Annotated in this window: 24 protein-coding genes and 1 pseudogene; 11 read left to right on the top strand and 14 right to left on the bottom strand. The window is 72.1% G+C overall.

Features of this window, described 5'->3' with window-relative positions; all coding sequences use genetic code 11:
• Positions 1–28: 28 nt before the first annotated feature.
• A complete protein-coding gene (locus SM447_RS24085) occupies positions 29–793 on the top strand; it encodes a FadR/GntR family transcriptional regulator (RefSeq protein WP_474575126.1) in 765 nt (254 codons plus the stop codon).
• A gap of 85 nt (positions 794–878) precedes the next feature.
• Positions 879–1,382 (top strand): pantetheine-phosphate adenylyltransferase, encoded by a 504-nt coding sequence (gene coaD, locus SM447_RS24080; RefSeq protein WP_474575125.1) that lies wholly within the window; start codon positions 879–881, stop codon positions 1,380–1,382.
• Positions 1,383–1,402: 20 nt separating this feature from the next.
• Here coaD and SM447_RS24075 read toward each other — a convergent pair whose 3' ends face one another.
• From SM447_RS24075 to SM447_RS24065, 3 genes are all read right to left on the bottom strand, one after another.
• Positions 1,403–1,978, bottom strand: coding sequence for a Dps family protein (locus SM447_RS24075; RefSeq protein WP_474575124.1), 576 nt, complete (start codon positions 1,976–1,978; stop codon positions 1,403–1,405).
• A gap of 26 nt (positions 1,979–2,004) precedes the next feature.
• Complete coding sequence (locus SM447_RS24070; RefSeq protein ID WP_474575123.1) at positions 2,005–2,478, bottom strand: VOC family protein; 474 nt, start codon at positions 2,476–2,478, stop codon at positions 2,005–2,007.
• Between the two features lie 123 nt (positions 2,479–2,601).
• On the bottom strand, positions 2,602–3,366 hold the full coding sequence (locus SM447_RS24065) for an aminoglycoside adenylyltransferase family protein (RefSeq protein WP_474575122.1): 765 nt from the start codon (positions 3,364–3,366) through the stop codon (positions 2,602–2,604).
• Positions 3,367–3,464: 98 nt separating this feature from the next.
• On the opposite strand from SM447_RS24065, the gene SM447_RS24060 reads away from it, so the two are divergent.
• On the top strand, positions 3,465–4,082 hold the full coding sequence (locus SM447_RS24060) for a CG0192-related protein (protein ID WP_474575121.1): 618 nt from the start codon (positions 3,465–3,467) through the stop codon (positions 4,080–4,082).
• Between the two features lie 123 nt (positions 4,083–4,205).
• Here SM447_RS24060 and sigJ read toward each other — a convergent pair whose 3' ends face one another.
• The 3 genes from sigJ to SM447_RS24045 all read right to left on the bottom strand — a co-directional run bounded on the left by sigJ (position 4,206) and on the right by SM447_RS24045 (position 6,919).
• Positions 4,206–5,090, bottom strand: coding sequence for an RNA polymerase sigma factor SigJ (gene sigJ / locus SM447_RS24055; RefSeq protein WP_474575120.1), 885 nt, complete (start codon positions 5,088–5,090; stop codon positions 4,206–4,208).
• A gap of 85 nt (positions 5,091–5,175) precedes the next feature.
• A complete protein-coding gene (locus tag SM447_RS24050; protein WP_474575119.1) occupies positions 5,176–6,192 on the bottom strand; it encodes a CehA/McbA family metallohydrolase in 1,017 nt (338 codons plus the stop codon).
• Positions 6,185–6,919, bottom strand: coding sequence for a CBS domain-containing protein (locus SM447_RS24045; protein WP_474575118.1), 735 nt, complete (start codon positions 6,917–6,919; stop codon positions 6,185–6,187). The genes SM447_RS24050 and SM447_RS24045 overlap by 8 nt, the downstream gene beginning before the upstream one ends.
• A 184-nt stretch (positions 6,920–7,103) precedes the next feature.
• Between SM447_RS24045 and SM447_RS24040 the strand changes: the two genes are divergently transcribed.
• From SM447_RS24040 to SM447_RS24025, 4 genes are read left to right on the top strand one after another with little or no spacing between them, the layout of a single operon-like run.
• Positions 7,104–8,090 carry a hypothetical protein gene (locus tag SM447_RS24040; RefSeq protein ID WP_474575117.1) on the top strand — a complete coding sequence of 329 codons (987 nt, stop codon included), beginning with the start codon at positions 7,104–7,106 and terminating at the stop codon, positions 8,088–8,090.
• Positions 8,087–8,542, top strand: a complete 456-nt coding sequence (locus tag SM447_RS24035; protein WP_474575116.1) for an ABA4-like family protein — start codon at positions 8,087–8,089, stop codon at positions 8,540–8,542. The genes SM447_RS24040 and SM447_RS24035 overlap by 4 nt, the downstream gene beginning before the upstream one ends.
• A 4-nt stretch (positions 8,543–8,546) precedes the next feature.
• Positions 8,547–9,851, top strand: a complete 1,305-nt coding sequence (locus SM447_RS24030) for a sensor histidine kinase (RefSeq protein WP_474575115.1) — start codon at positions 8,547–8,549, stop codon at positions 9,849–9,851.
• Complete coding sequence (locus SM447_RS24025; protein WP_474575114.1) at positions 9,848–10,474, top strand: response regulator transcription factor; 627 nt, start codon at positions 9,848–9,850, stop codon at positions 10,472–10,474. Before SM447_RS24030 ends, SM447_RS24025 begins: the two co-directional genes overlap by 4 nt.
• 70 nt (positions 10,475–10,544) lie before the next feature.
• Here the strand turns inward: SM447_RS24025 and SM447_RS24020 are convergent, their stop codons facing one another.
• Positions 10,545–10,847, bottom strand: coding sequence for a MoaD/ThiS family protein (locus SM447_RS24020; protein ID WP_474575113.1), 303 nt, complete (start codon positions 10,845–10,847; stop codon positions 10,545–10,547).
• Positions 10,844–11,959 (bottom strand): WD40/YVTN/BNR-like repeat-containing protein, encoded by a 1,116-nt coding sequence (locus tag SM447_RS24015; RefSeq protein WP_474575112.1) that lies wholly within the window; start codon positions 11,957–11,959, stop codon positions 10,844–10,846. Before SM447_RS24015 ends, SM447_RS24020 begins: the two co-directional genes overlap by 4 nt.
• 237 nt (positions 11,960–12,196) lie before the next feature.
• Between SM447_RS24015 and SM447_RS24010 the strand changes: the two genes are divergently transcribed.
• Positions 12,197–12,622 (top strand): hypothetical protein, encoded by a 426-nt coding sequence (locus tag SM447_RS24010; RefSeq protein WP_474575111.1) that lies wholly within the window; start codon positions 12,197–12,199, stop codon positions 12,620–12,622.
• Positions 12,623–12,634: 12 nt separating this feature from the next.
• On the top strand, positions 12,635–15,244 hold the full coding sequence (locus tag SM447_RS24005) for a caspase, EACC1-associated type (RefSeq protein WP_474575110.1): 2,610 nt from the start codon (positions 12,635–12,637) through the stop codon (positions 15,242–15,244).
• Positions 15,245–15,315: 71 nt separating this feature from the next.
• On the opposite strand, the gene SM447_RS24000 is transcribed toward SM447_RS24005, so the two are convergent.
• The 5 genes from SM447_RS24000 to SM447_RS23980 all read right to left on the bottom strand — a co-directional run bounded on the left by SM447_RS24000 (position 15,316) and on the right by SM447_RS23980 (position 21,100).
• Positions 15,316–15,822 carry a hypothetical protein gene (locus tag SM447_RS24000; RefSeq protein WP_474575109.1) on the bottom strand — a complete coding sequence of 169 codons (507 nt, stop codon included), beginning with the start codon at positions 15,820–15,822 and terminating at the stop codon, positions 15,316–15,318.
• Complete coding sequence (locus tag SM447_RS23995; protein ID WP_474575108.1) at positions 15,812–17,605, bottom strand: RyR domain-containing protein; 1,794 nt, start codon at positions 17,603–17,605, stop codon at positions 15,812–15,814. Before SM447_RS23995 ends, SM447_RS24000 begins: the two co-directional genes overlap by 11 nt.
• 219 nt (positions 17,606–17,824) lie before the next feature.
• Positions 17,825–19,438: a flavin monoamine oxidase family protein gene (locus SM447_RS23990; protein WP_474575107.1), complete on the bottom strand. Its 1,614-nt coding sequence runs from the start codon at positions 19,436–19,438 to the stop codon at positions 17,825–17,827.
• Between the two features lie 120 nt (positions 19,439–19,558).
• The gene (locus SM447_RS23985; RefSeq protein WP_474575106.1) at positions 19,559–20,653 is read right to left on the bottom strand and encodes an erythromycin esterase family protein; all 1,095 of its coding nucleotides are present in this window, start codon (positions 20,651–20,653) and stop codon (positions 19,559–19,561) included.
• A 57-nt stretch (positions 20,654–20,710) separates the two neighbouring features.
• The gene (locus SM447_RS23980) at positions 20,711–21,100 is read right to left on the bottom strand and encodes a MerR family DNA-binding transcriptional regulator (protein ID WP_474575105.1); all 390 of its coding nucleotides are present in this window, start codon (positions 21,098–21,100) and stop codon (positions 20,711–20,713) included.
• A gap of 63 nt (positions 21,101–21,163) precedes the next feature.
• Here SM447_RS23980 and SM447_RS23975 point away from each other — a divergent pair, with 63 nt between their 5' ends.
• On the top strand, positions 21,164–21,769 hold the full coding sequence (locus SM447_RS23975; RefSeq protein ID WP_474575104.1) for an NADPH-dependent FMN reductase: 606 nt from the start codon (positions 21,164–21,166) through the stop codon (positions 21,767–21,769).
• Between the two features lie 18 nt (positions 21,770–21,787).
• Here SM447_RS23975 and SM447_RS23970 read toward each other — a convergent pair whose 3' ends face one another.
• The gene (locus tag SM447_RS23970) at positions 21,788–22,702 is read right to left on the bottom strand and encodes a LysR family transcriptional regulator (protein ID WP_474575103.1); all 915 of its coding nucleotides are present in this window, start codon (positions 22,700–22,702) and stop codon (positions 21,788–21,790) included.
• Positions 22,703–22,721: 19 nt separating this feature from the next.
• On the opposite strand from SM447_RS23970, the pseudogene SM447_RS23965 reads away from it, so the two are divergent.
• Positions 22,722–23,576: pseudogene (locus SM447_RS23965) on the top strand (EamA family transporter); the annotation flags it as partial.
• Positions 23,577–23,586: the final 10 nt, after the last annotated feature.

The raw sequence follows: 23,586 nt of genomic DNA, 5'->3' as shown, positions 1-23,586 counted from the left end.
GGATAGACCTAACTGATATGATCCAACCGTGGATCTGACCTCCCCGGAGGCGTCCGCTCAGACCGCCCCTGCCGAGGCCGGGCTGCACGGACGCGTCCTCGACCACCTCGGCACCGCCATCTGCGGCGGGGAACTCGCGCCAGGGGCGGTGCTCAACATCGATGACCTGGTCGACCGCTACGCGGTGTCCCGCTCGGTGATCCGCGAGGTGCTCCGGGTGCTCGCGTCAATGGGGTTCATCGAGACCCGACGCCGGGTCGGCGTCATGATCCGCCCGGCCGGAGACTGGAACGTCTTCGACCCGCAGGTGATCCGCTGGCGGCTCGCCTCGGCCGGGCGCATCGCCCAGCTCCGCTCGATCACCGAGCTGCGGACCGCGGTGGAACCACACGCCGCCTGGCTCGCCGCGCACCGGGTCGACCACGACGGGGCGAGCGACCTGGTGGGCCTGGCCGCGAAGATGTGGGCCGCGGGCAAGGCCGGCGACGAGGAACGCTTCCTCAGCCTGGACATCGAGTTCCATCGCCGGGTGCTACGCGCCTCGGGCAACGAGATGTTCGTCAAGCTGCAGGACCTGGTCGCCGAGGTGCTCACCGGCCGCCACCACTACCACCTCATGCCGCACCACCCGCACGAGCAGGCGCTGCAACTGCACGCCGACGTCGCCCAGTCGATCCAGCGCGGCGACGGGGAGGGCGCCCGCCGGGCCATGAAGCAGATCATGGAGCACGCCTTCGACGAGATGGCCTCGATGTGGGAGCCGGAACGCAGCACCGAACCCCACCCCGCCTGAGGCCGATCGGCGCGCTCACGGCGATGTGACGAATCGCCCGCGCCCAGGGCCAGCGGACGCGCCAGCCGATACCTACAGTCGGGCCATGAGCACCGACACCGGCGCGCAAGCCTGGCTCCGCCGCCACGGCGCCGAGCAGCAGATCACCGCCGGTGGCGTACGCGTGCGAGCGGTCTACCCCGGCAGCTTCGATCCCTTCACCCCGGGGCACCTCAACGTGCTGCACCGGGCGCGCGACCTCTTCGCCGACGTGGTGGTGCTCGTGGCGGTCAACAGCGCCAAGCATCCGGGCACCGACGAGGAGGCACGAGCGGCCGCGGTGCGGGCCATGCTGCCGGCCGAGTGGACCTCCGTCACCGTGGTGGCCTGGCGCGGGTTGACCGCCACCTACTGCCGTCGCCACGACGCTGGGGTGATCGTCCGCGGCGTGCGTAACACCACCGACCTGCAGGCCGAGTACCGGCTCGCCGCGATGAACCAGGCGCTGGGCGTCCCGACGGTGTTCCTGCCCGCGGAACCCGAACTGGCCGTGATGTCGTCGACCGCGGTGCGCGCGCTGGGGACGTCACCGTCGTCCGCGCCGCCGTAGACCGCGCCGGACCTCGCCGCTCAGATCGAGACCACGGGCGTGTCCACGAGGTGCTCGGCGATGAACCAGGTCTGCAACTCGTTGGTTCGGATCACGTTCGAGACCAGCAGGTCGTTGCTGCCGTCGTCGCCGGCCTCGGCCACCCGCGCCGCCGCGTCGTGTGCGTCCCCGAGAATCGTCTCGTGCGCCTCCAGCAGGCGCGACAGCATCGCCGGCACCTCCTCGGCCCCGTTCGGCGGGCGCGGGATCCGGGTCATCTCGGCCACGTGACGCGGGTCCCCCACCGCGATGCCGCCCAGGGTCTGGATCCGCTCGGCGATCATGTCGACCAGTTCCAGCTGCTCGGTGGCGTGCTTGTCGAGCAGCAGATGAAGCTGGTAAAAGGTCGGGCCACGCATCAGCCAGTGGTGTTTCTTGTACAGCGAATGCAGGATGCGGGTGTCGGCGAGGATCAGGTTCAGCCGCTCACACGCGTACATCCGGCTGTTGTAGGAAAGGGCGACCGGCAGCTGCCGGACGGTACCGAACGCCTGGATCTCCCGGCCGTGCTGGTGCAGTCGGGGCTGACTGTCCGACTCGTGCTTCTGCTGGGTCACGGTCTCCTCCGGTTGTCGATGAGATGTCAGGCGGCGGCCCGCCCCGGGTCGCCGGGCCCGGCGACCCGGCCCTGTTCGGCGAGGATGCCGGTGGCCTGGCCGACCTCGATCAGGTAGCCGTCCGGGTCCCGCAGATAGCAGCGGATCTCCGCAGCGTGGTCCTTCGGTTCGGTCAGAAACTCCCCGCCGCGGGCACGCCACCGCTCGTAGACGGCGTGCACGTCGGTCACCCGGATGTTGATCGCGCCGCTGAGCGTGTTCGGGTCTGCCGGCGCCTGGGCTCGTACGGTCGGCTTGTCGTCGGTGGGGCCGCCCTCGTCGTTGAGCACGATGTAGCTGTTGTGCAGGCGCAGGACGGCCGGACGACGCTCGCGCACCACCGTCGCGCCCAGCACTCGCCGGTAGAACTCCCGGGAGCGGTTGACGTCGCGCACGATCAGGAGGTGGGTGAGGACCATTCCGCCCTCGGGCTGGAAGTAGTCCGGCGCCTCGTCGGCCATCTCGGCTCCCGTCGTCGAAAGCCGGCGCGTACCCGCTGGGCAGGCCCGCACACCTGCCCGAGCAGTTCCGCCGCGCACCGCCACCTGCGCGCACCGCCACCTGCCGTGCGCCCGGCTGACCGCTCACCCGTGGGGCCGTCGGGCCTGTGCTATGCGGCGCAGCACTTCGTGGACGTGCGGGCGGACCTGGGCCCGCAACGTCTCGCTCCAGGTCTCCTGCTCGTAGCGACAGTCCAGGTACAGCCGGCGGGCGTGGGCCAGGACGGGCCGGTGTTCCGGCGGCAGGCGGTCCAGGGCCCAGTCGGCCGCGGCGTCCTTGGCGCGGACCTCGCCGGTGGCCACGGTGAACCAGACCCGGGCGAGGGTGAGCAGTACGTTGCGGGTGTCGCCGTCGAGATCGTCGAGCAGCCCCGGTACGCCGGCCAGGCTCGCCCGGACGACGTCGGCGCGGGGCACCGGATCCAGCACCCGGGCCGGGGGCGGTCCGGCCAGCGGGTGATCACCGGCGCGGGCCGCCGCGACCACCAGTGTCAGGTCCGCCATCGTCTCCGGCTGCGGGACCGTGCCGGCCAGGTACGCCTCGCGCAGCCACTCGCCGTACTGGAAGTCGACGGTGGGCGGGTACCGCCAGGGTTGGACCTGGGTCGCGACGACCACGGTCAGCTCGACCGGGCGGGCCTGGTTCACCGAACCGGAGGTGGCCAGCAGCCCGTCGAGCAGCAACCGCCGTTGCCGGTCGACCAGGCTGTCGGCCGCGACGACGAGCACGTCGAGGTCGCTGGCGGGCCGCAACCCGCCGAGCACGGCCGAACCGTGCAGGTAGGCACCGACGAGCCGGTCGCCGAGCACACTCCCGACGAGTTCCACGGTGTGCCGGATCTGGTCCATCAGGGCCGAGTCTGGGTCCGGGCGGCCGTCGACGCCACCGTTTTACCCACTGTCACGCGGGCAGCGGGCCGCTGCGCGTGGTGCGTACGATGCGGCACATGGCGTTGTTGCACCGGGCGGACATGCGTCCCACCAAGCTGGAGTTGTTGGCGACCTGGCTCCCTTCCCGCGACTGGTACGCGGGCAGCGCCGACGTGACGCGGGTGGCCGGGTACCGGTTCGACGATCCCGCCGGGCAGGTGGGCATCGAGACGATCCTCGTCCGGGGCGGTGACGGGCCGGTGCACCAGGTGCCGTTGACCTACCGTGGCGCGCCGCTGGACGGTGCCGACGACCGGCTGGTGGGCACCACCGAGCACTCGGTGCTCGGCCGGCGCTGGGTCTACGACGCGGTCGGCGACCCGGTGTACGCGGCCGCGCTGGCCGACGCCATTCTCGCCAACTCCGGGCAGGCCGAGGAGTACTTCGAGGTCGACGGCCGGCGCGAGGTGCGGGAGCCGAGCATGGACATCACCAGCGACGCCCCCGGCGGCGACGTGCCCGCCGTCGGCGCGGTGCGCCGGGTGGTCGACGGCGACCTGACGCTCATCGTCACCGACACCGTCGAGCTGGGCGTGATCCGCCGCCCCGGATCGGTGCCCGCGCCGGCCGGTACCACGCTGACCGGCACCTGGGGCGACGTCCGCGCGCCGCTGGCGTACGTTTCGCCACGCTGATCCGCCGCCGGCGCGGCTCCGCGCCGACCCGACGCGTCGTCCCACCGACACGCTGCCCCGGGCCGACGCGTCGTCCCGCCGACGCGCCGACCGGGGCCGATGCGTCGTGCCGACGGTCGGCCGTCAGCCGGCGAAGGCGGAGAAGTCGAACCCGTCCAGGCGCTCCGGATCGGCGATCACATCGATCTCGGTGACCCGCGCGTCACGGATCTCGAACGCCATGACCGACAGCGGGCGATCCGACGCCATGACGACCACTCCGGCGGCGCCGTTGATCACCGCGTGACGCGCGAACGGCGAGAAGCGGCCGAAGGTCGTGGCCTGCGCGGCCACCGCCCGCGCCCCGGTGATCACGGTGGTGTGCCGGGCGCGCGTGCTGCCGCCGTCGGCCCGGAGCACCACGTCCGGATGCAGCACGGCGACCAGCCCGTCGATGTCGCCGTCGCGGGCGGCGGCGAGGAACGCGGTGACGACCGCGCGCTGGCGGGCAAGGTCGGTGTCGGGCGGCGGCGCCTGACCGCGTACCCGACGGCGGGCCCGGCTGGCCAACTGTCGCGCGGCGGCCGGCGACCGGTCGATCATCGGGGCGATCTCGTCGAAGGGCACCCCGAACATGTCGTGCAGCACGAACGCGAGACGTTCGGCGGGAGTCAGCGTGTCGAGCACCACCAGCAGCGCCAGGCCCACCGAGTCGGCCAGCACGGCGGCGTGCTCGGGATCGTCGGGTCCGGCGGGTGTGATCACCGGGTCGGGTACCCGGGTGTCCAGTGGCTCCTCACGCCGCCGCTGCCGGGTACGCAGGATGTTCAGGCACACGCGGGCGACCACCGTGGTCAGCCAGGCGGCGAGGTTGTCGACCTCGTCGGAGTCGGCGCGGGACAGCCGCAACCAGGTCTCCTGCACGGCGTCCTCCGCCTCGCCGAGCGATCCGAGCATCCGGTAGGCCACCGAATGCAGGTACGGCCGCTGCTGCTCGAACCGCTCGGCCAACCAGGCGGACTCTCCCATGCCACTCCCCCACTACTGACGGCTCATCCATTCGACCCCGGCCGGATCGTGGATGTGACACGCCGGGTGCCGTCACCGGCGCGTGTCAGGCCAGCAGGACGGGGTTGGTCAGGGCGGCCATCCGCCGGTCCGGATGGCGTACCTCGACCCGGACGAAGCCGCAGTCCGACGCGGCCGTGCGCCACTGGACCGTGCCCGCCCCGTCGGCGGGAAGTCGGTCGCGGAGCACCGTGCCGCGCTCGGTGTGCAGGCTGACGGTGCCGGACGGCACCCCGGACACCCGCACCCGTACCGTGACCGGTTCACCGCCGGAGTGCAGACGTTCACCGACGCCGGCGGTCCGGTCGTCGGTCGAGGCGGTGAGTTCCAGGTCGACGGCGGCCGAACCGGCGATCCAGCTCCGGCCGGCCCGCAGGCCGGCGAGGACTGCGTCGACGCTCAGCTCCTCGGTGAAGACCACGGTGTGCGGTGTGCCGAGCTGGCCGGCGAGGTGGGCGTCGCTGTTGCCGACCGCCGGCCACCACCGTCCCTGATGGACGTCGTGGCCGAGGTTGCGGCCCCACTCGGCCAGTGCCGCCTCGTTGTCGGCGTTCCACGGCAGGTCCGAGCACCACTGCCCGTTCCACACCTCCACGGCGTCGAACCAGCGGTACGGGTAGGCCAGCGTCCCGGACTCGTACGGCGCGTACGGGTGCGCGGCCACACAGATTCCGCCCGACCGACGTACCCGGGTCAGGTGCCGGTCGATGGCGTCGTCCCGCACGCCGTAGCACCACTCGACCTGTCGCCCCGGTTCGACGCCGAGGGCTAGCCAGTGCCCGGTGCGGGTGGTGACCTCCTGGCCGAGGATCACCAGCAGGTCGTCGCCGGCGTGCCGGGCCCAGTCGCCGTGCCCGGCCGAGGTGTTGTGCTCGGTGGTGGCCACGAAGTCCAGCCCCACCTCGCGGGCCGCGGCGGCGAGCTGGCCCGGGGTGAGTTCACCGCCGGTGGAGAGCACCGTGTGCAGATGGACGTCGCCCCGGTACCAGCCGGGGCCCCGGCCCGCCACCCGGCGGGCCGGGAACCCCGCCTCGTCGAGATTCCGCGGACCAGCTTCAGTCACGCGAGGGCCGCATGAGGCGATCGGGGGTGCCGAACGCGTAGCCCCGCGACCCGATCAGCTCCGAGTCGTCACGGTCCCAGGTCAGCTCGTCGATCACCTCGACGACGCCGGCGAGCCTCGCCGTGTGATCGGCGACGATGCCGGCGAGACTGCGACTCTCGACGGTGCCGGACAACGTCACCACGCCGTCCGTCACGCCGACCGTCACCGTGCCCGGGTCGACCCAGAGACCGCGCAGCACGTTGTCGACGACGTCGGCGCGGATTTCCTCGTCCGGCCGGGTGTGGATCCGCAGCAGGTCCCGCCGTGACACGATGCCGACGAGCCGCCGTTCGGCGTCCACGACCGGCATCCGCTTGACCTGTTCCGTTTCCAGCCGTCGGGCCGCCGCGGCGAGGGACGCCGTCGGTTCGACCACGACCGCCGGGGCGGTCATCAGGTCGGCGGCGACGTTGGCCTGCGCCTTCGCCGCCACCCGACGAACACCGATGATCCGCCGGTGCCGCTCGTCACCGGCGGCTTCGATCTTGTGCAACAGGTCGGCCTCGGACACGACGCCGAGGACATGGCCCTCCGCGTCGATCACGGGCACCGCACTCGCGCCGCTGTTCACCAGCGCGTCAACCACCTCGCGGTACGAGGTGTCCGGGCTGACCGACACCACGTCACGGGTCATCACATCGTCGACCGTCCACTGCCGCTTCTTCTTTGAAGTGTTGGTGGTCATCGCCTCCTCCTTTACCTTTCCAGCCTGCCACCGCCACCGCGCCCCCGACAGAGGCGTCCGGCCCTGCTCGACGTCGACGGTCTCTCTCTCCTACCCAGGGAGGAGACGGCCACCCGACCATCGGCCGCGATCGGGACCCGAGGTCGGGCGACGGCCCTGCGTACGCCCAGCAGCATCTACAGACATGACTGACAACCTGTCGCGGCGGGCGTACCGGCACCGTCCCCTGATGGTCTTCGTCTCGGCGATGGCGGTCCTCGCCGTCGTCTGCGCGGTCGGCATCGTCGCCGACCAGCGGGTCCTGACCGGCGCGCCGATCTGGCTCAAGCCGTTCAAGTTCTCGGTGTCCTTCGTGCTGTACGGCGGCACCCTTGCCTGGCTGCTCTCGCTGCTGCGTCGGCGCAGCCGGGTCGCGGAGTGGGCGGTGACGGTGGTGGTGGCCATGGGGGTGGTGGAGATGGTCGTCATCGTCGGCCAGGTGCTACGTGGCACCACCAGCCACTACAACGAGACCAGCGCGCTGAACGCCGGACTGTGGCAGCTCATGGGTGCGGCGATCATGGTGCTGTTCGTCGCGCACGTCGTGATCGGGGTCGCGGTGCTGCGGCAGCCGATGGCCGACCGGGCCGTCCGTTACGCGATCGGCCTGGGACTCGGTCTCGCCGCGCTCGGCATGCTGGTGGCGGTGCCGATGACGTTGCCCGGTCAGGCTCCCGCCATCGAGGGCATCGCCGGGGCGCACAGCGTGGGCGTACCGGACGGTGGGCCGGGGCTGCCGCTGGTCGGCTGGAGCACGACCGGCGGAGACCTGCGGATCGGGCACTTCGTGGGGCTGCACGGGCTGCAGGCGTTGCCGATCCTGGCGCTGCTGTTGGGCCGGTTCGCCGGTGGCCGGCTCGACGAGCGGACGCGGGCGCGACTGCTGCTCGTCGCTGGTGTCGCCTACGGCGCGGCGACGGTCCTGCTGACCTGGCAGGCCCTGCGCGGGCAGCCACTGCTGCGACCGGACGCGCTCACCCTGGTCGCTGCCGCAGCGCTGGCGGTGGCGACCCTGGCCGCCGTGGGTGGGGTGCTGGCCCGGCGTCGGGCACCGCTGAACGGGGACGAGTCGCGACCGGCGGGGCCGGCGGGCCGGGTCGACGGTGACGAGCGGGCGGAGGTGACGGCGTGACCGGCGCCCTCTTCGCCCTGACGTTCGCGGTCGCCGCGCCCTTCTGGATGCTGATGATCCTGCTGCCGAACTGGGCGGTGACGCACCGGATCATCCGGTCGCCACTGATCGTGGCACCGGGAGTAGCGATCTACGCGATCCTGGTGGTCCCGGCGTTCGGTGAGGTTCTGCCGGCCGTGCTCTCCCCCTCCCTGGACGGTGTCCGGGCGTTGCTCGGCGGTGCCGACGGCGCGGCGGCCGCCTGGGCCCACATGATCGCCTTCGACCTGTTCGTCGGCCGCTGGGCGTGGCTCGACAGCCGGGAACGCGCGATCCCGCCGCTGGTGATGGCGCCGGTGCTGGTGCTGACGATCTTGCTGGGCCCGCTCGGCCTGGCCGCCTATCTGGCCGTACGCACCGGATGGGCCCGCCCACCGGCCACTCGTGGCCCCGAGCCGCACCGCCTAGGCTGAGGCGGTGGGCTGGTTGGGACGGCTGTTCGACGCGCGCGACAGCCTCGCGCGGATGGTGCTGCTGGTCCTCGCCGGCCTGGGATATCTCTTCTTCGGTGCCCTGGTCGAGCCGACGACCACGCAGTGGGTCCTCGCGGCGTTCGCCTTCGCGGTGGGGCTGGCGCTGCACCACCGGCCGCTGGTCAATCTGCTCGCGCAGACGGCACTGCTGGCGGTCGCGATCTGGCTGATCGACGACTTCATGATCAATCAGGTGGGTGCCAGCTGGGCGCTGCTCGAAGTGACCATGGCGGCCCGCCGCAGCCGGACCATCTGGTTGGCGGCGGGGCTGCTGGCCGCGGTCGACCTGACCGACTCGATCGGCGACCCGCTGCCACGTTTCCTCTCCGGAGTGTTCGGATTGCTGCCCGAGGTGGGTGTTCCGCTGCTGCTCGGGCTGGTCATCCGGACCACCCGGGAACTCGGGCGGCAGTCGCGGCGGCGGGCCGAGGAGGAGCAGCGTCGGCGCGAGTCGGAGAGCCGCGCGGCGCGTGCCGACGAACGCAGCGCCATCGCCCGGGAACTGCACGACGTGGTCGCGCACCACGTGGCGTCGATGGTGCTGCGGGTCGGGGTGGCCCGACACGTGCTGACCGACCTGGACCCGCGGGTGGGCGCGGTCTTCGACGACGTGCACGGTACCGGCACCGCCGCCCTGGCCGACCTGCGCCGGCTGGTCGCGGTGCTGCGCGACCCCGACGGCGTACGCGGCGACGCCGCGCTGACCGCGATCGAGCCGTCGGCGCTGCCGGCCGCCCTCGGCGCCGCCGTGGACCGGGCCCGCCAGGCCGGTGTCACCGTCGCCGCCGACATCGACCCGGCGGTCGGCACGCTCGACGCGGTACGCGGCCTCGCGGTGCTGCGCCTCAGCCAGGAGGCGCTGACGAACGTGGCCAAGCACGCCGGCAGCTCCGCCGTGGCCCGCCTGTCCGTCGGCGTGGTCGACGGGGCCGTCCACTGGGAGGTGGTCGACGACGGGCGTGGTTGGGTGCCGGCCACGATGCCGGCCGGTGGCGGCCACGGCATCACCGGAATGCGCGAACGGGTCGAGGTGCTCGGCGGGCAGTTGACCGCCGGCCCGACCGGCACCGGGTGGCGGGTGGCCACCGTGCTGCCTGCCGGGCACCGGATGGCCGGGGCGTCCGCGCCGCCATCGTCGACCGGCGGCGGTCCGGACACGACGTCACGCGCCGACGCGTCGGTCGGTGCGTCGACGTCGACTGTGCCCGGCGAGCCCCCCGCGGGCCCGCGTGCTTCGGAGCGGGCGTGATCCGGGTGCTGCTGGTCGACGACCAGCATCTCATCCGCGCCGGTCTGCGCATGCTCTGCGAGGCCCAGCCCGACATCGAGGTCGTCGGCGAGGCCGACAACGGCCGCGACGCGATCGCCCTCGCCGCGCGGCTGGTGCCCGACGTCGTCGTGATGGACCTGCGCATGCCGGGCGTCGACGGGATCTCCGCGACCACCCGGATCCTCGCCGAGCGTCCCGGTGCCCGCGTGCTGGTGCTGACCACGTTCGGCGACGACGACCACCTCTATCCGGCGTTGACGGCCGGCGCCTGCGGCTTCCTGCTCAAGGACGCGCCGCCGGCCGATCTGCTGGACGGCGTGCGTCGCGCCGCGGCGGGCGACAGCCCGTTCAGCCAGGAGGTGCTGCGCCGGCTGGTGCAGCGGGCGGTGCACGCCCGCACCGGGACGCCGTCGCCGGTCGACGGGCTGACCGTCCGGGAGCAGCAGGTGCTGGACCTGGTCGCCGACGGGCTGTCCAACGGCGAGATCGCCGAGCGGCTGCACATCGGCGTCACCACGGTCAAGTCCCATGTCACCAGCCTGATGACCAAGACGGGCAGCCCCAACCGGGTGCGCCTGGCGCTGTTCGCCCGAGGGGTCTGAGTCCGGCCAGGGTGATCGCACGGTGCGCTGTCGGCCGGCCCGTCGCGGTCGTCGCCCCGGCCGTCCCGGGCTATCCCCCGGCCATCGCGCCGAGAACGATGAACGGCTCCTCGCCGGTGACGACCCGCTCGGGCAGCGGCGCGTCGGGTGAGCAGTTGGAGAGGTCCTCCTCGCAGGCGTAGAAGCGGACGAAGGCACGGCGCTGACCGCTGTGCCGGTCCCGGATGGTGCCGAGCAGCATCGGGTACCGCGCCTCGATCGCGTCGAGCACCAGGCGCTGGGTGGCCGGCCCGGGGCCGGCCACCTCGACACTCACCTCACCGGTGACTCCGGCGAGGGTCTTCAGATGAGCCGGGAGGACGACCCGGATCACGGCAGCGCCTGGACTTCGACCGAGAGCACGGGCGGCAGGTCCCGGACGATCGGCGCCCAGCTGTCGCCGCCGTCGGCGGAGCGGTAGACCTGGCCGCCGGTGGTGCCGAAGTAGATGCCGCAGGGGTCGAGCGTGTCGACCGCCATCGCGTCGCGCAGGATGTTGACGTAGCAGTCGGACTGCGGCAGCCCGTCGGTCAACGGCTCCCACTCGTCGCCGCCGGTGCGGCTGCGGTACACGCGCAGCCGGCCCTCCGGCGGGTAGTGCTCGGAGTCGCTCTTGATCGGCACCACGTAGATGGTCTCCGGTTCGTGGGCGTGCACCGCGATCGGGAAGCCGAAGTCCGACGGCAGGTTGCCGCTGACCTCGCGCCAGTTCGCGCCCGCGTCGTCACTGCGCATCACGTCCCAGTGCTTCTGCATGAACAGCGTGTCGGGCCGCGACGGGTGCTGGGTGATGTGGTGTACGCAGTGGCCGACCTCGGAGTCCTGGTCGGGGATCTCCCCCGAACGCAGTCCCTTGTTGATCGGCAGCCAGCTGGTGCCGCCGTCGTCGCTGCGGAACGCGCCGGCCGCCGAGATGGCGGTGTAGATCCGGCCCGGACGGGCCGGATCCAGGATGATGGTGTGCAGGCACAGGCCGCCGGCACCGGGCTGCCAGGACGGCCCGCTCGGGTGGGTACGCAGGGCGGTCAGCTCCGTCCACTTGCCACCGCCGTCGTTGGACACGTAGAGCGCGGCGTCCTCCGCGCCCGCGTAGACGGTGTCCGGGTCGTCGCGGGACGGCTCGAGGTGCCAGATGCGTTTGAACTCCCACGGACGCGGCGTCCCGTCGTACCAGAGGTGCTGGCCGACGTCGCCGGCGTAGGCGAAGTCGTTGTCGACCGTGCGCCAGCTCCGCCCCCCGTCGTCGGAGCGCTGGATCAGCTGCCCGAACCAACCGCCGGACTGGGAGGCGTAGAGCCGGTCCGGGTCGGCCGGCGACCCGGTGAGGTGGTAGATCTCCCAGCCGCCGAAGTGTGGCCCGTCGACCGTCCAGCTGTCACGTCTGCCGTCGGAGGTGAGGATGAACGCACCCTTGCGCGTCCCCACCAGTACGCGTACACCACTCATCTGAGCTTCCTCTCGTTTCGTCGGGCCGGCGGGCGGTCCAGCGCCGCCGCGTCGACACGCACCGGTCCTGGTCGGTCTACTCCTCGGGTACGACGAATTGGCATCAGCGGAACGGACAGCCGCCGGCGCCGGTCGGGCTTCCGTGGCTTCTGTCGGATGCCCGTCACACGCCGCCCTGACCGGCGTCCCGTCGCGGCGGCCCTTGCACCGCGTAGTGACACCGACCACGATGGGATCATGATCGATGGATTGATCTTGCGGGTCGTGTCCGACGGGCCGGTCACCGACGAGGAGCTGGCCGAGCAGGCACGCCATCTCAAGGAGCACCTCAACCAGCTCTCCGGTGTCGAGGCGACCGAGCTGACCGCCGAGGCCGCGCCGGGCACCCGGGACACCGCCAGCTACGTCTTCGGGGTGCTCGCCCTCGCCGTGTTCACCGTGCCGACGGTCAAGCGGGCGGCGGCGGACCTCCGGCACCTGGCCGAGGTCATCAAGCGCTACCAGGACCGCAACAAGGGCAAGCGGTTGCGCATGACCCTCCCCGACGGCACCGAGATCGACGTACGGGACGTGTCGGAGAAGACCCTGGCCGAGCTGATCAAGTCGGTGTCGGTACCCCGGCAGGGCACGGCGGCCGTGCCCGAGAAGGTCGACGGTGACTGACCCGGCGGGTTCATGGTGAAGCGGGCGCTGCTGGTCGGTGTGGGCGGCTACGCCAGCGAGGCGCTGCCCGCACTCGACTCCCCCGCCAGCGACCTCAAGGATTGGGCCCGGCTGCTGCGGGATCCGACGCTGGGCGCCTTCGACGACGTACGCGACCTCCTCGACGCCGACGCGCACCGTCTCCAGCTCGCCCTCTACGACTTCCTGACCAGCGCCGACCCCCACGACTTCCTGCTCGTGTACTACTCCGGTCACGGGCGGCTGCACCACGGCCACCGGCTCTACCTCACCGCGACCGACACCGATCCCGACCGGCTGCCACCCACCGCCGTGCCGACCGACGAGCTGCGGCACTGGATCGACGAATGTCGCGCCGGTGAGCTGGTGCTGATCCTCGACTGCTGCCACGCGGGCGCCTTCGGCGATCTCAAACAGCGCGGCGACCGCAGTCGGATCGTGGTGGTCTCCGCCGGTGCCACCGAGTTGGCCCACGAGGGTGACGGCCACAAGCAGCACGCGCTGCCGTCGGCGTTCTCCGGGCCGTTCCTGGAGGGGCTGCGCACCGGCGGCGCCGACCGCGACGGCAACGGGATCATCAGCGTCCGTGAGGCGTTCGAGTACGCGGCCGTACGCATGGTCGACCGGGAACGCCGGCAGACACCTCAGATGCGGGCCGCGGGCGTCGGGGATCTGATCCTGAGCAACGCGCCGCGCCGGCCGGAGCTGATTCCGGAGGAGCTGCTGGCGCTCACCCGCAGCCGGCTCGCGGCCGCGCGGGTGCTGGCCGTGGACGAGCTGAGCAACTGGGCGTACGGCCACCAGCGCAGCCGCGAACAGTTGGTCGCCGCCTTCGAGACGCTGGAGACCCTGGAACGGGATCCGAGCGAGCGGGTGGCCGAGCGGGCCCGCCAGGCCCTGTCGGGACGGCTGCGGGTGACCCGCGCCGAGGTGACGGAGGAGCCGTCACCGGAGCCGCCGGGCGAGCCGGGCTGGGCGGCCGGCAGCACCTTCTACGAGGTCAACGTCCGGTTCTTCTACGACTCCGACGGCGACGGTCACGGTGACCTGCGGGGTGTCACCGAGAAGCTGGACTATCTGCGCCGGCTCGGCGTCGACTGCCTGCTGCTCAACCCGATCATGTCGGCTCCGTCGTCGCCGGGTGACGGCCGGGCGGCCACCGACTTCGAGGCGATCGACGAGGGCCTGGGCGCGCCGTCGCACCTGCTGGAACTGCTCAGCCTCGCCCATCGGCAGGGCATCCGGGTGGTGCTGGACCTGGTGCTCAACCACACCAGCGACCAGCACCCGTGGTTCCAGGCGTCCCGCGACGACCCGGCCGGGCCGTACGGCGACTTCTACGTCTGGAGCGACACCGGCGAGGGCTACGCGGAGGCCGACGACCCGCTCGGCAGCGACGGCGCGGGATGGACCTACGACGGCCGGCGGCGTCAGTACTACTGGCACCGCTACGGCCGGGCGGAGCCGGACCTCAACTACGACGTGCCCGAGGTACGCGCGGCGATGCGCGACGTGATGGACTTCTGGCTGCGCCAGGGCGTCGACGGGCTGCGCCTGCTCACCGTCCCCTACCTGTTCGAGCGCAGCGGCACCTCCAGCAAGGGCCTCGACGAGACCCACGGCTACCTGCGCGAGCTGCGCTCCTGGTTGGACGCGGCATTCCCGGACCGGATCCTGATCGCCTGGAGCGAGGACTGGCCGGAGGGGGCCAGCTCCTACTTCGGCAGCGCCGAGCACCCCGAATGCCACCTGGTGATGTACGCGTCACTGATGCCGAGCCTGCTGCTGGCGATGCGGCGGGAGGCCCACCGGCCGGTGTCCCGGGTACTGGCGCAGATGGGTGAGCAGCCGGCCGACCGGCACTGGGCGGTGTTCCTGCGCAACGGTGACGAGATGCCGCTGGGTCTGCTGCACGAGCGGGAACGCGACGACCTGCTGCACGCGTACGCGCCGGTGGCCCGGATGCGGGGCGCGACCGGCATCCGCCGGCGCACGGCGACACTGCTCAACGACGACCGTGGGCAGTTGGAACTCGCGTTCGCGCTGCTGCTGTCGATGCCCGGCGTTCCGGTGCTCTACTACGGCGACGAGATCGGCATGGGCGAGAACCTGACGTTGCCGGGTCACCTGGCGTTCAACACCCCGATGCAGTGGGCCCCGGACCGCAACGGCGGCTTCTCGGTGGCCCAGCCGGAGAACCTGCCGGCGCCCCCGATCCACGAGTCGATCTACGGCTACATGGCCGTGAACGTGGAGAACCAGCTGCGCTCACGGTCGTCGCTGCTGCACGTGGTCGAGAAGCTGATCGCGACCCGGCGCGCCTGGCCGGCGTTCTCCCGCCCCGGCTGCCGGATCGTCCGCTCCACCAACCCGGCCGTGCTGGCCTTCCTGCGCGGTGAACCCGACGACGAGGTGCTCTGCCTGTTCAACTTCTCCCGCTACCCGCAGACCAGCACGCTGGTGCTCGCCTCACACGTCGGTCTGCGGCCACGCGAGCTGATGGGCGGCGCCGAGTTCCCCCGCGTGCCGGACTCCGGCGAGTACGACCTCGGCGTCGCCGGTCACGGCGTCTTCTGGCTCTCCCTGGCCACATCGCCCACCTGACCCCGGCCACGTCGCCGGCCCGGGCCGCGGGGCGAGTCGAGCGACCGGCGGCCCCGGGCAGCCGCACCGCCTCAGACCTCGGGGGCCCGGCGGGCGTCGGTGGGCCAGATGACGGTGGTGGGGATGCCCCGCTCACGGGCCCAGCCGACCGTCCGGTCGGTCGACGCGCCGTGGCGGCCCGGTTCGCCGTCCCAGACCGCCAGCAGCCGCTGCACCCGATGCAGCAGTTCCCGGTTGGCGGCCACGTAGGCGGCGGTGCCGGAGGTGCGGTGGCCGGTGTGGATGATCCGGGTGGCCCGGGCCAGCAGCTCGTCGAAGGCGCCCCGGCCGGCCGGGGCGATCGTGTCCCGGTAGTCGGGGGCGGGCAGGACCACCTCGTACGTGCCGCCGCCGTCCAGGACCGCACGGGCGAAGATCTGGTCGGTGCCGGCGGCCAGGCAGGTGACACCGTGCACCGGCCGGTCGCTGATCCGGCGCAGTTCGACCCGGATCGCCTCGGCGACCAGCCGCTCGGTGGCCGGGGTCAGGTTGATGTGGCCGGTGACGCCGACGCGGACCGGTTCCCGATCAGGCGACATCTGCCGCTCCTTCCCGCTGGGCGGGCACGGCGGGGTTCAGCCGGATCAGCTCGAACCCGCTGTCGGACAGCACGTCGGGCAACGCGCGGATCTCCTCCCGGTTCTGTTCCTGCGCGGCCGGGGGCAGCTCGTCCCACGGTCGCAGCAGGTGATGCCGGCGGCGTGAGTCGTCGCGCGGCTCGCCGTACGTCCAGCCCTCGGAACGCCGCTCCCGGCACCACCGCTCGTGTTCGAGCCGGGCCAGCAGCTCGATGCGGTCGTCGATGGCCCGCTCGGCGGCCGAGGCGTCACCGGCACCGCCGTGCCGGGGCGCCACCACGCAGCCCAGGTTCAGCAGCTTGGCGGCGATGTCCTGTACGTGGCTGCGGTTGGCCCGCCGCAGCGACTCCGGCAGCCGGGACCAGGGCACCATGGCGGGCGCGTCGCCGAGGCGTACCCCGGCCCGCTGCTGGGCGTACAGGTACCGCAGGTGGATCTGCTGGGCGAGCCGCTCGGTGAGGTCCTCGGCGATCAGCCGGGCGTCGCAGGCGTGCGTCAGCACCGGGTACAGCCGCAGCTTGCCGTGTACCTCGTCGAGCAGGTCGTGGCGGGCGTCGCCGTGGAACGCGGCGGCGAGCGCCGCCTGCCGGTAGACCGGTACGAAGACGACGCTGCGTGCCCCGCGCCAGAGCGCGGGTGTGTCCAACGCGAGGCGCAGGCCGTTGATCTCGTCGGTGGCGCAGATGTAGATGCGGTCGTAACCCTCCTGGTCCAGCTCGACCAGCCCGTCGATGTCGCGGTCGTACCCGGCCAGCCGGCAGACCTCGTTCAGGAACGGGTAGCGGGAGGTGGCCAGGGCGATTTCGTCGTGGGCGTCCGGCGCCACCAGGTCCACCCGCAACCGGCGGTCGGGCCGGACCGGTTCGGCCTGGTTCGCGCGCCAGTGCCGAGCGCTCTCCACCAGCAGGGCCCGCCGGAAACTGCCGTCACCGGCGATGAGCACCCTCGTCGGCCGGTCGGGGGCCGACGGCAGCGGATGGTGCCGGTGCAGCGCGCGGGCGGCGATGTCGTCGACGTGGAAGTAGTCCAGCCGCAGCCGGCTGGACCCGGCCGCACCGAGCCGCCGCGCCTGCAGCGACAGGCACATCTCCGGGTCGTGGACCTGCACGTACATCCGGGGCGGGTGTCGACGGTCCTGGATCAGCCGGTTGGCGGTGTTGGCGATCGCGTGGTTGCGGTCGTCGTCGTCGGTGCAGGCGTAGACGGTGTGTGCGCGCGGCAGGCCGGCACCGCGCAGCACCTCCACGTTGGTCGGATCGCCGACGACGCCGAGATAGCGGCGGCGTCGGTACTCCAGCGGCCCGAACGGTTCGGCGCGTACGACGACCACCCGGTCACCGTCGGCGTGCAGCCGGTCGGCCAGCATCTGGGCGAACTGGGAGTCGCCGCAGACGACCGCGTGGCCGCTGGCCCGCCGGGCCCGCCGCCGCCGGATCTGCGCGGCCAGCAGCAGCCGCCCGGCCTCGGCCACCGCCAGCAGGGTGAAAAGTGGAGCCATGAACCGGGCGACCTGCAACTGCCACGGATAGGGGCCGGGCTCCTCGAAGAGTTCCGCGCTGAGGAAGAACAGTTGCAGGTCGTAGTAGAGGATGTCGTACCGGTCCGCGATGGCCTCGGGCCGTACCTCCGCCAGCCGTTCCAGGCCGATGTAGCCGAGCACCGAGGCGACCAGCCCGATCACCCCGAAGACGACCCGCAGCCACCACGCGGCGGGACGGGCCGCCCCGGGGATCGGCTGGGTCATCGAGCGGTCGCCTCGGAGACCGTCGGGGAACCCGGCAGTCTCCCGACCCGTCGGCGTCGCCCGGGCAGCCGTCGAGGCCCGGGTCGGCGCCCCAGCCACCGGATCACGACCATGGGCGCCATGTTATTGGACACAGTCGATCACCACGGCCCTCGGCGTGCCGGCCGGTCGGGCACTTTTCGCAGGTGACGCCGTTTGCCAGGGTCGAGCTGTCGTGGTTCAGCTCGACATGACCCGGGCGTGCAGATCGGTGACGACCTTGCGGGCGGACTCGAACGCCCCGGCCTGCCAGGCGATGTAGTGGCTGAGGTGGTCACCGGCGAAGTAGACCCGGCCGTCCGGCTCCAGCAGCCGGCCGTACTGCCCGCTGGTGCGCGACGGCCACGACACCCAGCCGCCCTCGGAGTGGCGGGTGCGGTCCCAGGCCACCGAGAACGACGTCTCCAACTCCGTCCGGTACGCCTCGCCGTGGATTTTCACGCCCTGCGCGACGGCGCGGGCCTCCCGCTCGGCGGGCGTCAACGCCGCGTAGGCCTGGGCGTTGGCGCCGAAGTTGTAGTAGCCGACCACCACGCCCCTGGCGCCGTGGTAGCCGTAGGAGGGGTACCAGATGGTGGCGAGGTCCAGGTTGGTGTTGGTGATGCCGGAGTAGATGTTCTCGTCCTGCTCCCACCACCGCCGCCGGTACTGCAGGCCGATCTTGCCGGTGGCGTTCGGGACCGCGTAGGCCAACGCGTCGCGGACCGGCTGGGTGAGGTTGGACGGGATCTTCACCAGCACCTGCGGTGGGATGGTGCAGACGCAGAAGTCGGCGGTGGCGGTACGTGTCCGGCCGCCCGGCCCGTCGTAGACCACCGCGACACCGGAGCCGGTGTTGGAGACCGACCGCACCTGAGCGCCGTAGGTGACGAGGCCGCGACCCACTGCCGCTTCGAGGGCGTACGCGATGCGGTCCATCCCACCGACCGGCTGGAACATCAACATCGCCTGGTCGTAGCCGAACTCGAAGGAGATGTAGCGGCCGATGCCGCTGGCCAGAACGTCCGTCAGCGGGTACGGGGTGAGTTTCGGGGTACCCGCCTCGAAGCCGGCGCCCGGCTCCACCAGGTAGCCGCGTCGGTCGGTGCCCGTGTACCGCCAGCTGGCCGCCGGGTCGTCGGCCACCCGGCCGCCGATCGCACCGAAACCGCGCAGGAATTCCAGCAGCCGTTCCTTGTCCTCACCGGTCAGGTAGGTGTCGAGGGCACCCTGGTCGGTGGCCTTGGCGAGCAGTTCGGAGACGTACCCGTAGACGTCCGCCTTCGCCTCACGGTGCCGGATCGGCCGGCCGGCCAGCGCTCCGACGTTCTCGTTGACGTAGTAGGCGTCGGCGTTCTGGTTGCCGAAGATCTCGATCGGCACACCGAGTTCCCGACAGTAGTCGAGGGTCACCATGTGCTGGGCGATGCGGGCCGGGCCGGCGTTGAGGTACTGGCCGTCGGCGAAGCGGGCCCGCTGGGTTCGCCCGTCCAGATCGGTCTCGGTGGTGCCGCCCCGCACCGTCCAGTTACGCCCGCCGGGCCGGTCACGCGCCTCCAGCAGGCGCACCCGGTAGCCCGCCTTGCCCAACTCGTACGCGGTGGCCAGGCCGGCGATACCGGCCCCGAGCACCAGCACCGACTTCGCGGACCGGCCGGTCAGCGTGAAATTGGACCGGTTCGGCGCCCGAAACGGTGGTGCCGCCTGCGCGGCCGGTGCCAGGCCGAGTGCACCCATCGTGCCGTAGAGCACGCCCGCCCCGCCGGACACCCCGACGGCCTGGAGGAACTGTCGCCGTGTCGTCGGTATCGTCACCGCCACCTCCCGAGCAAGATCGATGCTTGACGATCGCAACGGAGGATTTCATCGACGGATCCCGTTCGTTACGCGTCGATCACCGGCCCCGGTGCCGCCGGGGCGCGCCACCGGGTCGCCTCACCCCGACACTGGGTGGATCGGGGTGATCGTGCGGATGAAGGCGACCACGTCGAAGCTGCCGGCCAGTGTGGGCAGGTCGTAGTAGTGGTCCTCGTCGTGCGCCGCCTGGTACAGGCCGGAGATCAGTCGGGTGCGCCACGGCCGTTCGAGGCGGTCGGCAAGGTCGGCGGGGACCCCGGAGCGCAGGTCGACGATCCGTTCACCGGGGCCGCGGAGCAGCACCCCTTCCAGTGACGACGGGACGGGCCGGGGGATGTCCGTGGCGGGAATCCGGCCGTGCCCGAAGGTGACGTGGACCGCCGCGTACTCCTGGCCCAGGGACGCCCGCAGGTGTGCGCCCATCATGGTGCCGCCGTGCGCCGCGACGTGGGCGCTGCCTTCCCAGAGCACGATCCGGTCACCGGTACGCCGCTGATGGTCGAGGATCCGCTCGGCCGCGGCACGCTCCTCCGCGCCGGCGTCGTATCCGCTCCCGAGAGCGTGCGCGTGGAAGTCGACGATCCCCTCGATCAGCCGCGACGCCTCGTCGCGCTCCGGGCTGTCGTCCACCTCGGCGGCCAGGCCGTGGGCGGTGCGGGCGAGTTCGACGAACGGTACGCCCGGGTGGGTGCCGCGCAGCCGCTGGACGTGCTCACCGTTGTCGTGGGCCGTGCGGATGACGTCGAAGATCTCGCCGATCCGTGCCGCTGCCGCCGGGTCCGCCGGGGCGAGCAGTGCCACGACCCGGTCGTAGTCGGCGGGCAGCGTGCGCCGGCCGTTGACGGCGATGACGCGTACCTGATCGTCGGGGTGTCGTTCGTTGTGCCGGCGCAACCCGGTGAGCGCGTCGCGCATCTCGATGGTGCGCCACGGGCCCCACGCCTGGCCGAGTGCCGCGTCGAGGTCGACGTCCTCGCCCCGGACGTACCGGTCGTAGAGGTCGCCGACCCGCTGGTTGTCCAGCAGCGCGACGACCCGGAACCCGCGCTGGACCAGCTCGTGCGTGGTCTGCTCGACCAGGCGGAAGGTCTCGGTGGCCTCACGGGTGCTGGTGCCGAGGCCGACGATCGTCGCCTTCTCGACGAGGGTGGCGAGTGTCTGGTGATTGCTCATGCCGCGACGATCCAGGTTCAACATATGTTGAAGTCAAGCGTTTCGTTCGCGGACGGATCACCGCGCCGGGTCGTCGTGCCCGATCTCGCACAGCCTCGTGCCCGACTCCATCGCCGCCAGTTGCGCCTTGAGGGTGCGTACCCGCTCCTCGACCTCGGTCACCAGCCGCTCCGCGACACCCGCCCACTCCTCGGGCGTCGGGTCGGCCGACAGGTCCGCGAACAGGGCGGCGATCTCGCGGACGCTCAGGCCCACCCGCTGGGCGAGCTCGGCCACCTGGATCCGGCACGCGGCGCTGGCGTCGAAGCGCCGTTGGTTGCCCGCGGTGCGTACCGCGTTGATGACCCCGTAGTTCTCGTAGAACCGCACGGCCGATGGCGCGACGCCGCTGTCGGCGGCGACGTCGCTGACGCTGAACGTCCGGGGCGAACTCACGGGCACCGTCATGGTCGCAGGATAGGCACCCGGGAACTTGACTTCAACATATGTTGAACCTGCACGGTTTCGGACATGACCACTTCGACCAGACCGCACAACAGCCCTCACACCACGACGGGCCCCGCCGGAACACGCGTCGCCGTGATCTCGGGCAGCGTCCGCAAGGACCGGATGGGTCCGACGATCGCCGCCTGGGTCGCCGCCGCACTGGACGCCGCCGAGGTCGACCTGATCGACGTCGCCGATGTCACGCTGCCCGACGACAGCCTGCTTTTTCCCGGCGGCGGGCCGAAGAGCGAGATCGCCGACCGGATAGCCGCGGCCGACGCGTACGCGTTCGTCACGCCGGAGTACAACCACAGCTACCCCGCCTCGCTCAAACGGCTGATCGACTGGCACTACGGCGAGTGGCGCCTCAAGCCCGCGACGATCGTGGCCTACGGCGTCCACGGCGGACATGCCGCGATCGAGCATCTGCGCGGGGTGCTGGCCGAACTCAGCGTGGTGACGACCCGCCGCGCCGTGGGGCTGCGGGTGCCGTGGGCGTCGCTCGACGACCAGGGTCGGTACACGCCCGACGCCGACGTCTCCCGCGGCCTGGCCGCGAGCCTGGCCGAGCTGCGCTGGTGGGCGGAGGTGCTGGCCGACGCCCGGCGCGACCGCCCGCTGCCGACCTGAAAGGGGACGGTCCCCCGGTCACGTCGGCGGGCGCGGCACCCCACCACTCCCCTCGTCGGCGACGGAGATGTCCAGTTCGGTGAGGAAGGCCGTCGCCGCGGGGGTGAGGGTGGCGCGGTTCCAGATGAGGTGCTCGATCCGGGCCGGGGCGTCCCGTACGGGGATGGTGACCACACCCGGCAGGTGCGGTACGTAGTTCGACGGCAGCAGGGCGATGCCGAGCTGCCGGCGGATCAGCCGGGTCATCATGAAATCGACGGTGCTCACCTCGAAGGCGACCTCGCGGTGCACCCCGGCGGCGGCGAAGGCCTGGTCGGACTGGGCCCGTCCGGCCGTACCCGCCGGCAGATCCACGAACGCCTCGGTGGACAGCCGGGCGAGGTCCACCTCGGTCTGGTCGGCGAGCGGATGCTCGGGGGCGACCACGGCCACCAACCGGTCGTACGCCAGCCTCCTGGCCTCGACCCCTTCGGGCCGGGCGGTCACCGGAAGCCCGAGGAAGCCGACCTCGATCGCGCCCTCCTTGACCTGGTCGATGAGCTGTTCGCTGCCACCGACGCGCAGCCGGATGCGGACGTGCGGGTGCCGCCGATGAAAGGCGTCCAGCGCGGCCGGGATGTCGACGGCCGCGACGGTCGGGATCATGCCGACGGTGAGTCGGCCCCGGATCTCGCCGACGGCCGAGGCGACCTCGGCGGCGGCCCGCTCGGCGGCGTCCAGGCACTGACGGGCCGCCGGGAGGAACGCCTCGCCCGCCGGGGTCATCCGCACCCGGCGGCTCGTCCGGTCGAAGAGGCGGGCACCGAGCTCCCGTTCCAGGCGGGCGATCTGGTGACTGAGCGCGGACTGGACGACCAGGCAACGCTCGGCGGCCCGGGTGAAGTTCCGCGTCTCCGCGACGGCCACGACGTAGCGCAGCTGTTGAAGCTCCATCCGACGATCGTGAATCACGATGGATGGGTTGACAAGGATGTGTTGGACTCATGGATCCGGAGTGTCGATCCTGGTTCCTGTGACGAACCTGGTGCTATCTCCCACCGCGGGCCGCCTCGCCGCCACCGCCACGACAGCCTTCGCGCCGGCGGTCTGGGGAACGACGTACGTGGTCACCACCGAGCTGCTGCCAGCCGGTCACCCGCTCTTCGCGGGGCTCATGCGGGCCCTGCCGGCGGGCCTGGCCGCGCTGGCGATCGGCCGCGCGCTGCCGCGCGGCGCGTGGTGGCTCAAGGCGGCGGTGTTGGGCGTACTCAACATCGGTGTGTTCCTGCCGCTGTTGTTCATCACCGCCGAGCGGTTGCCCGGCGGGGTGGCGGCCACGCTGGGCGCGGTGCAGCCACTGGTCGTGGCGATCCTGGCCGTGACCGTGCTGCACCAGCCCCCGTCGGCCTGGAGCTTCGGGTGGGGAATCGTCGGCGTCGCGGGCGTCGGGCTGCTGGTCATCGGCCCCGACGCGGCCTTCGACGCGGTCGGACTGGTGGCCGGTTTCAGCGGCGCCGGGGCGATGGCGCTCGGGGTGACGCTCACGAAGCGTTGGGGGCGCCCCGAGGGTGTGGGCCCCACGGCGTTCGCCGGCTGGCAACTCGCGGCCGGCGGCCTGTTCCTGCTGCCGGTGACGCTCCTGGTCGAAGGGACGCCACCCGCCGTCGACGCCGGCGCCGCGCTCGGCTACCTCTGGCTCGGCCTGCCCGGCGGCCTGCTCGCCTACATCCTGTGGTTCCGCGGCATCGCCACGCTGCCGGTCACCTCCGTTGCCGTGCTCGCCCTGCTCTCGCCGATGGTGGCGGCGCTGCTGGGTGCCGTGCTGCTCGACGAGCTGC

The organism is Micromonospora aridisoli (genome assembly GCF_056150025.1).
Note: the sequence above shows the minus strand (reverse complement) of the source record. Positions and strands in the feature narration are given on the sequence as shown.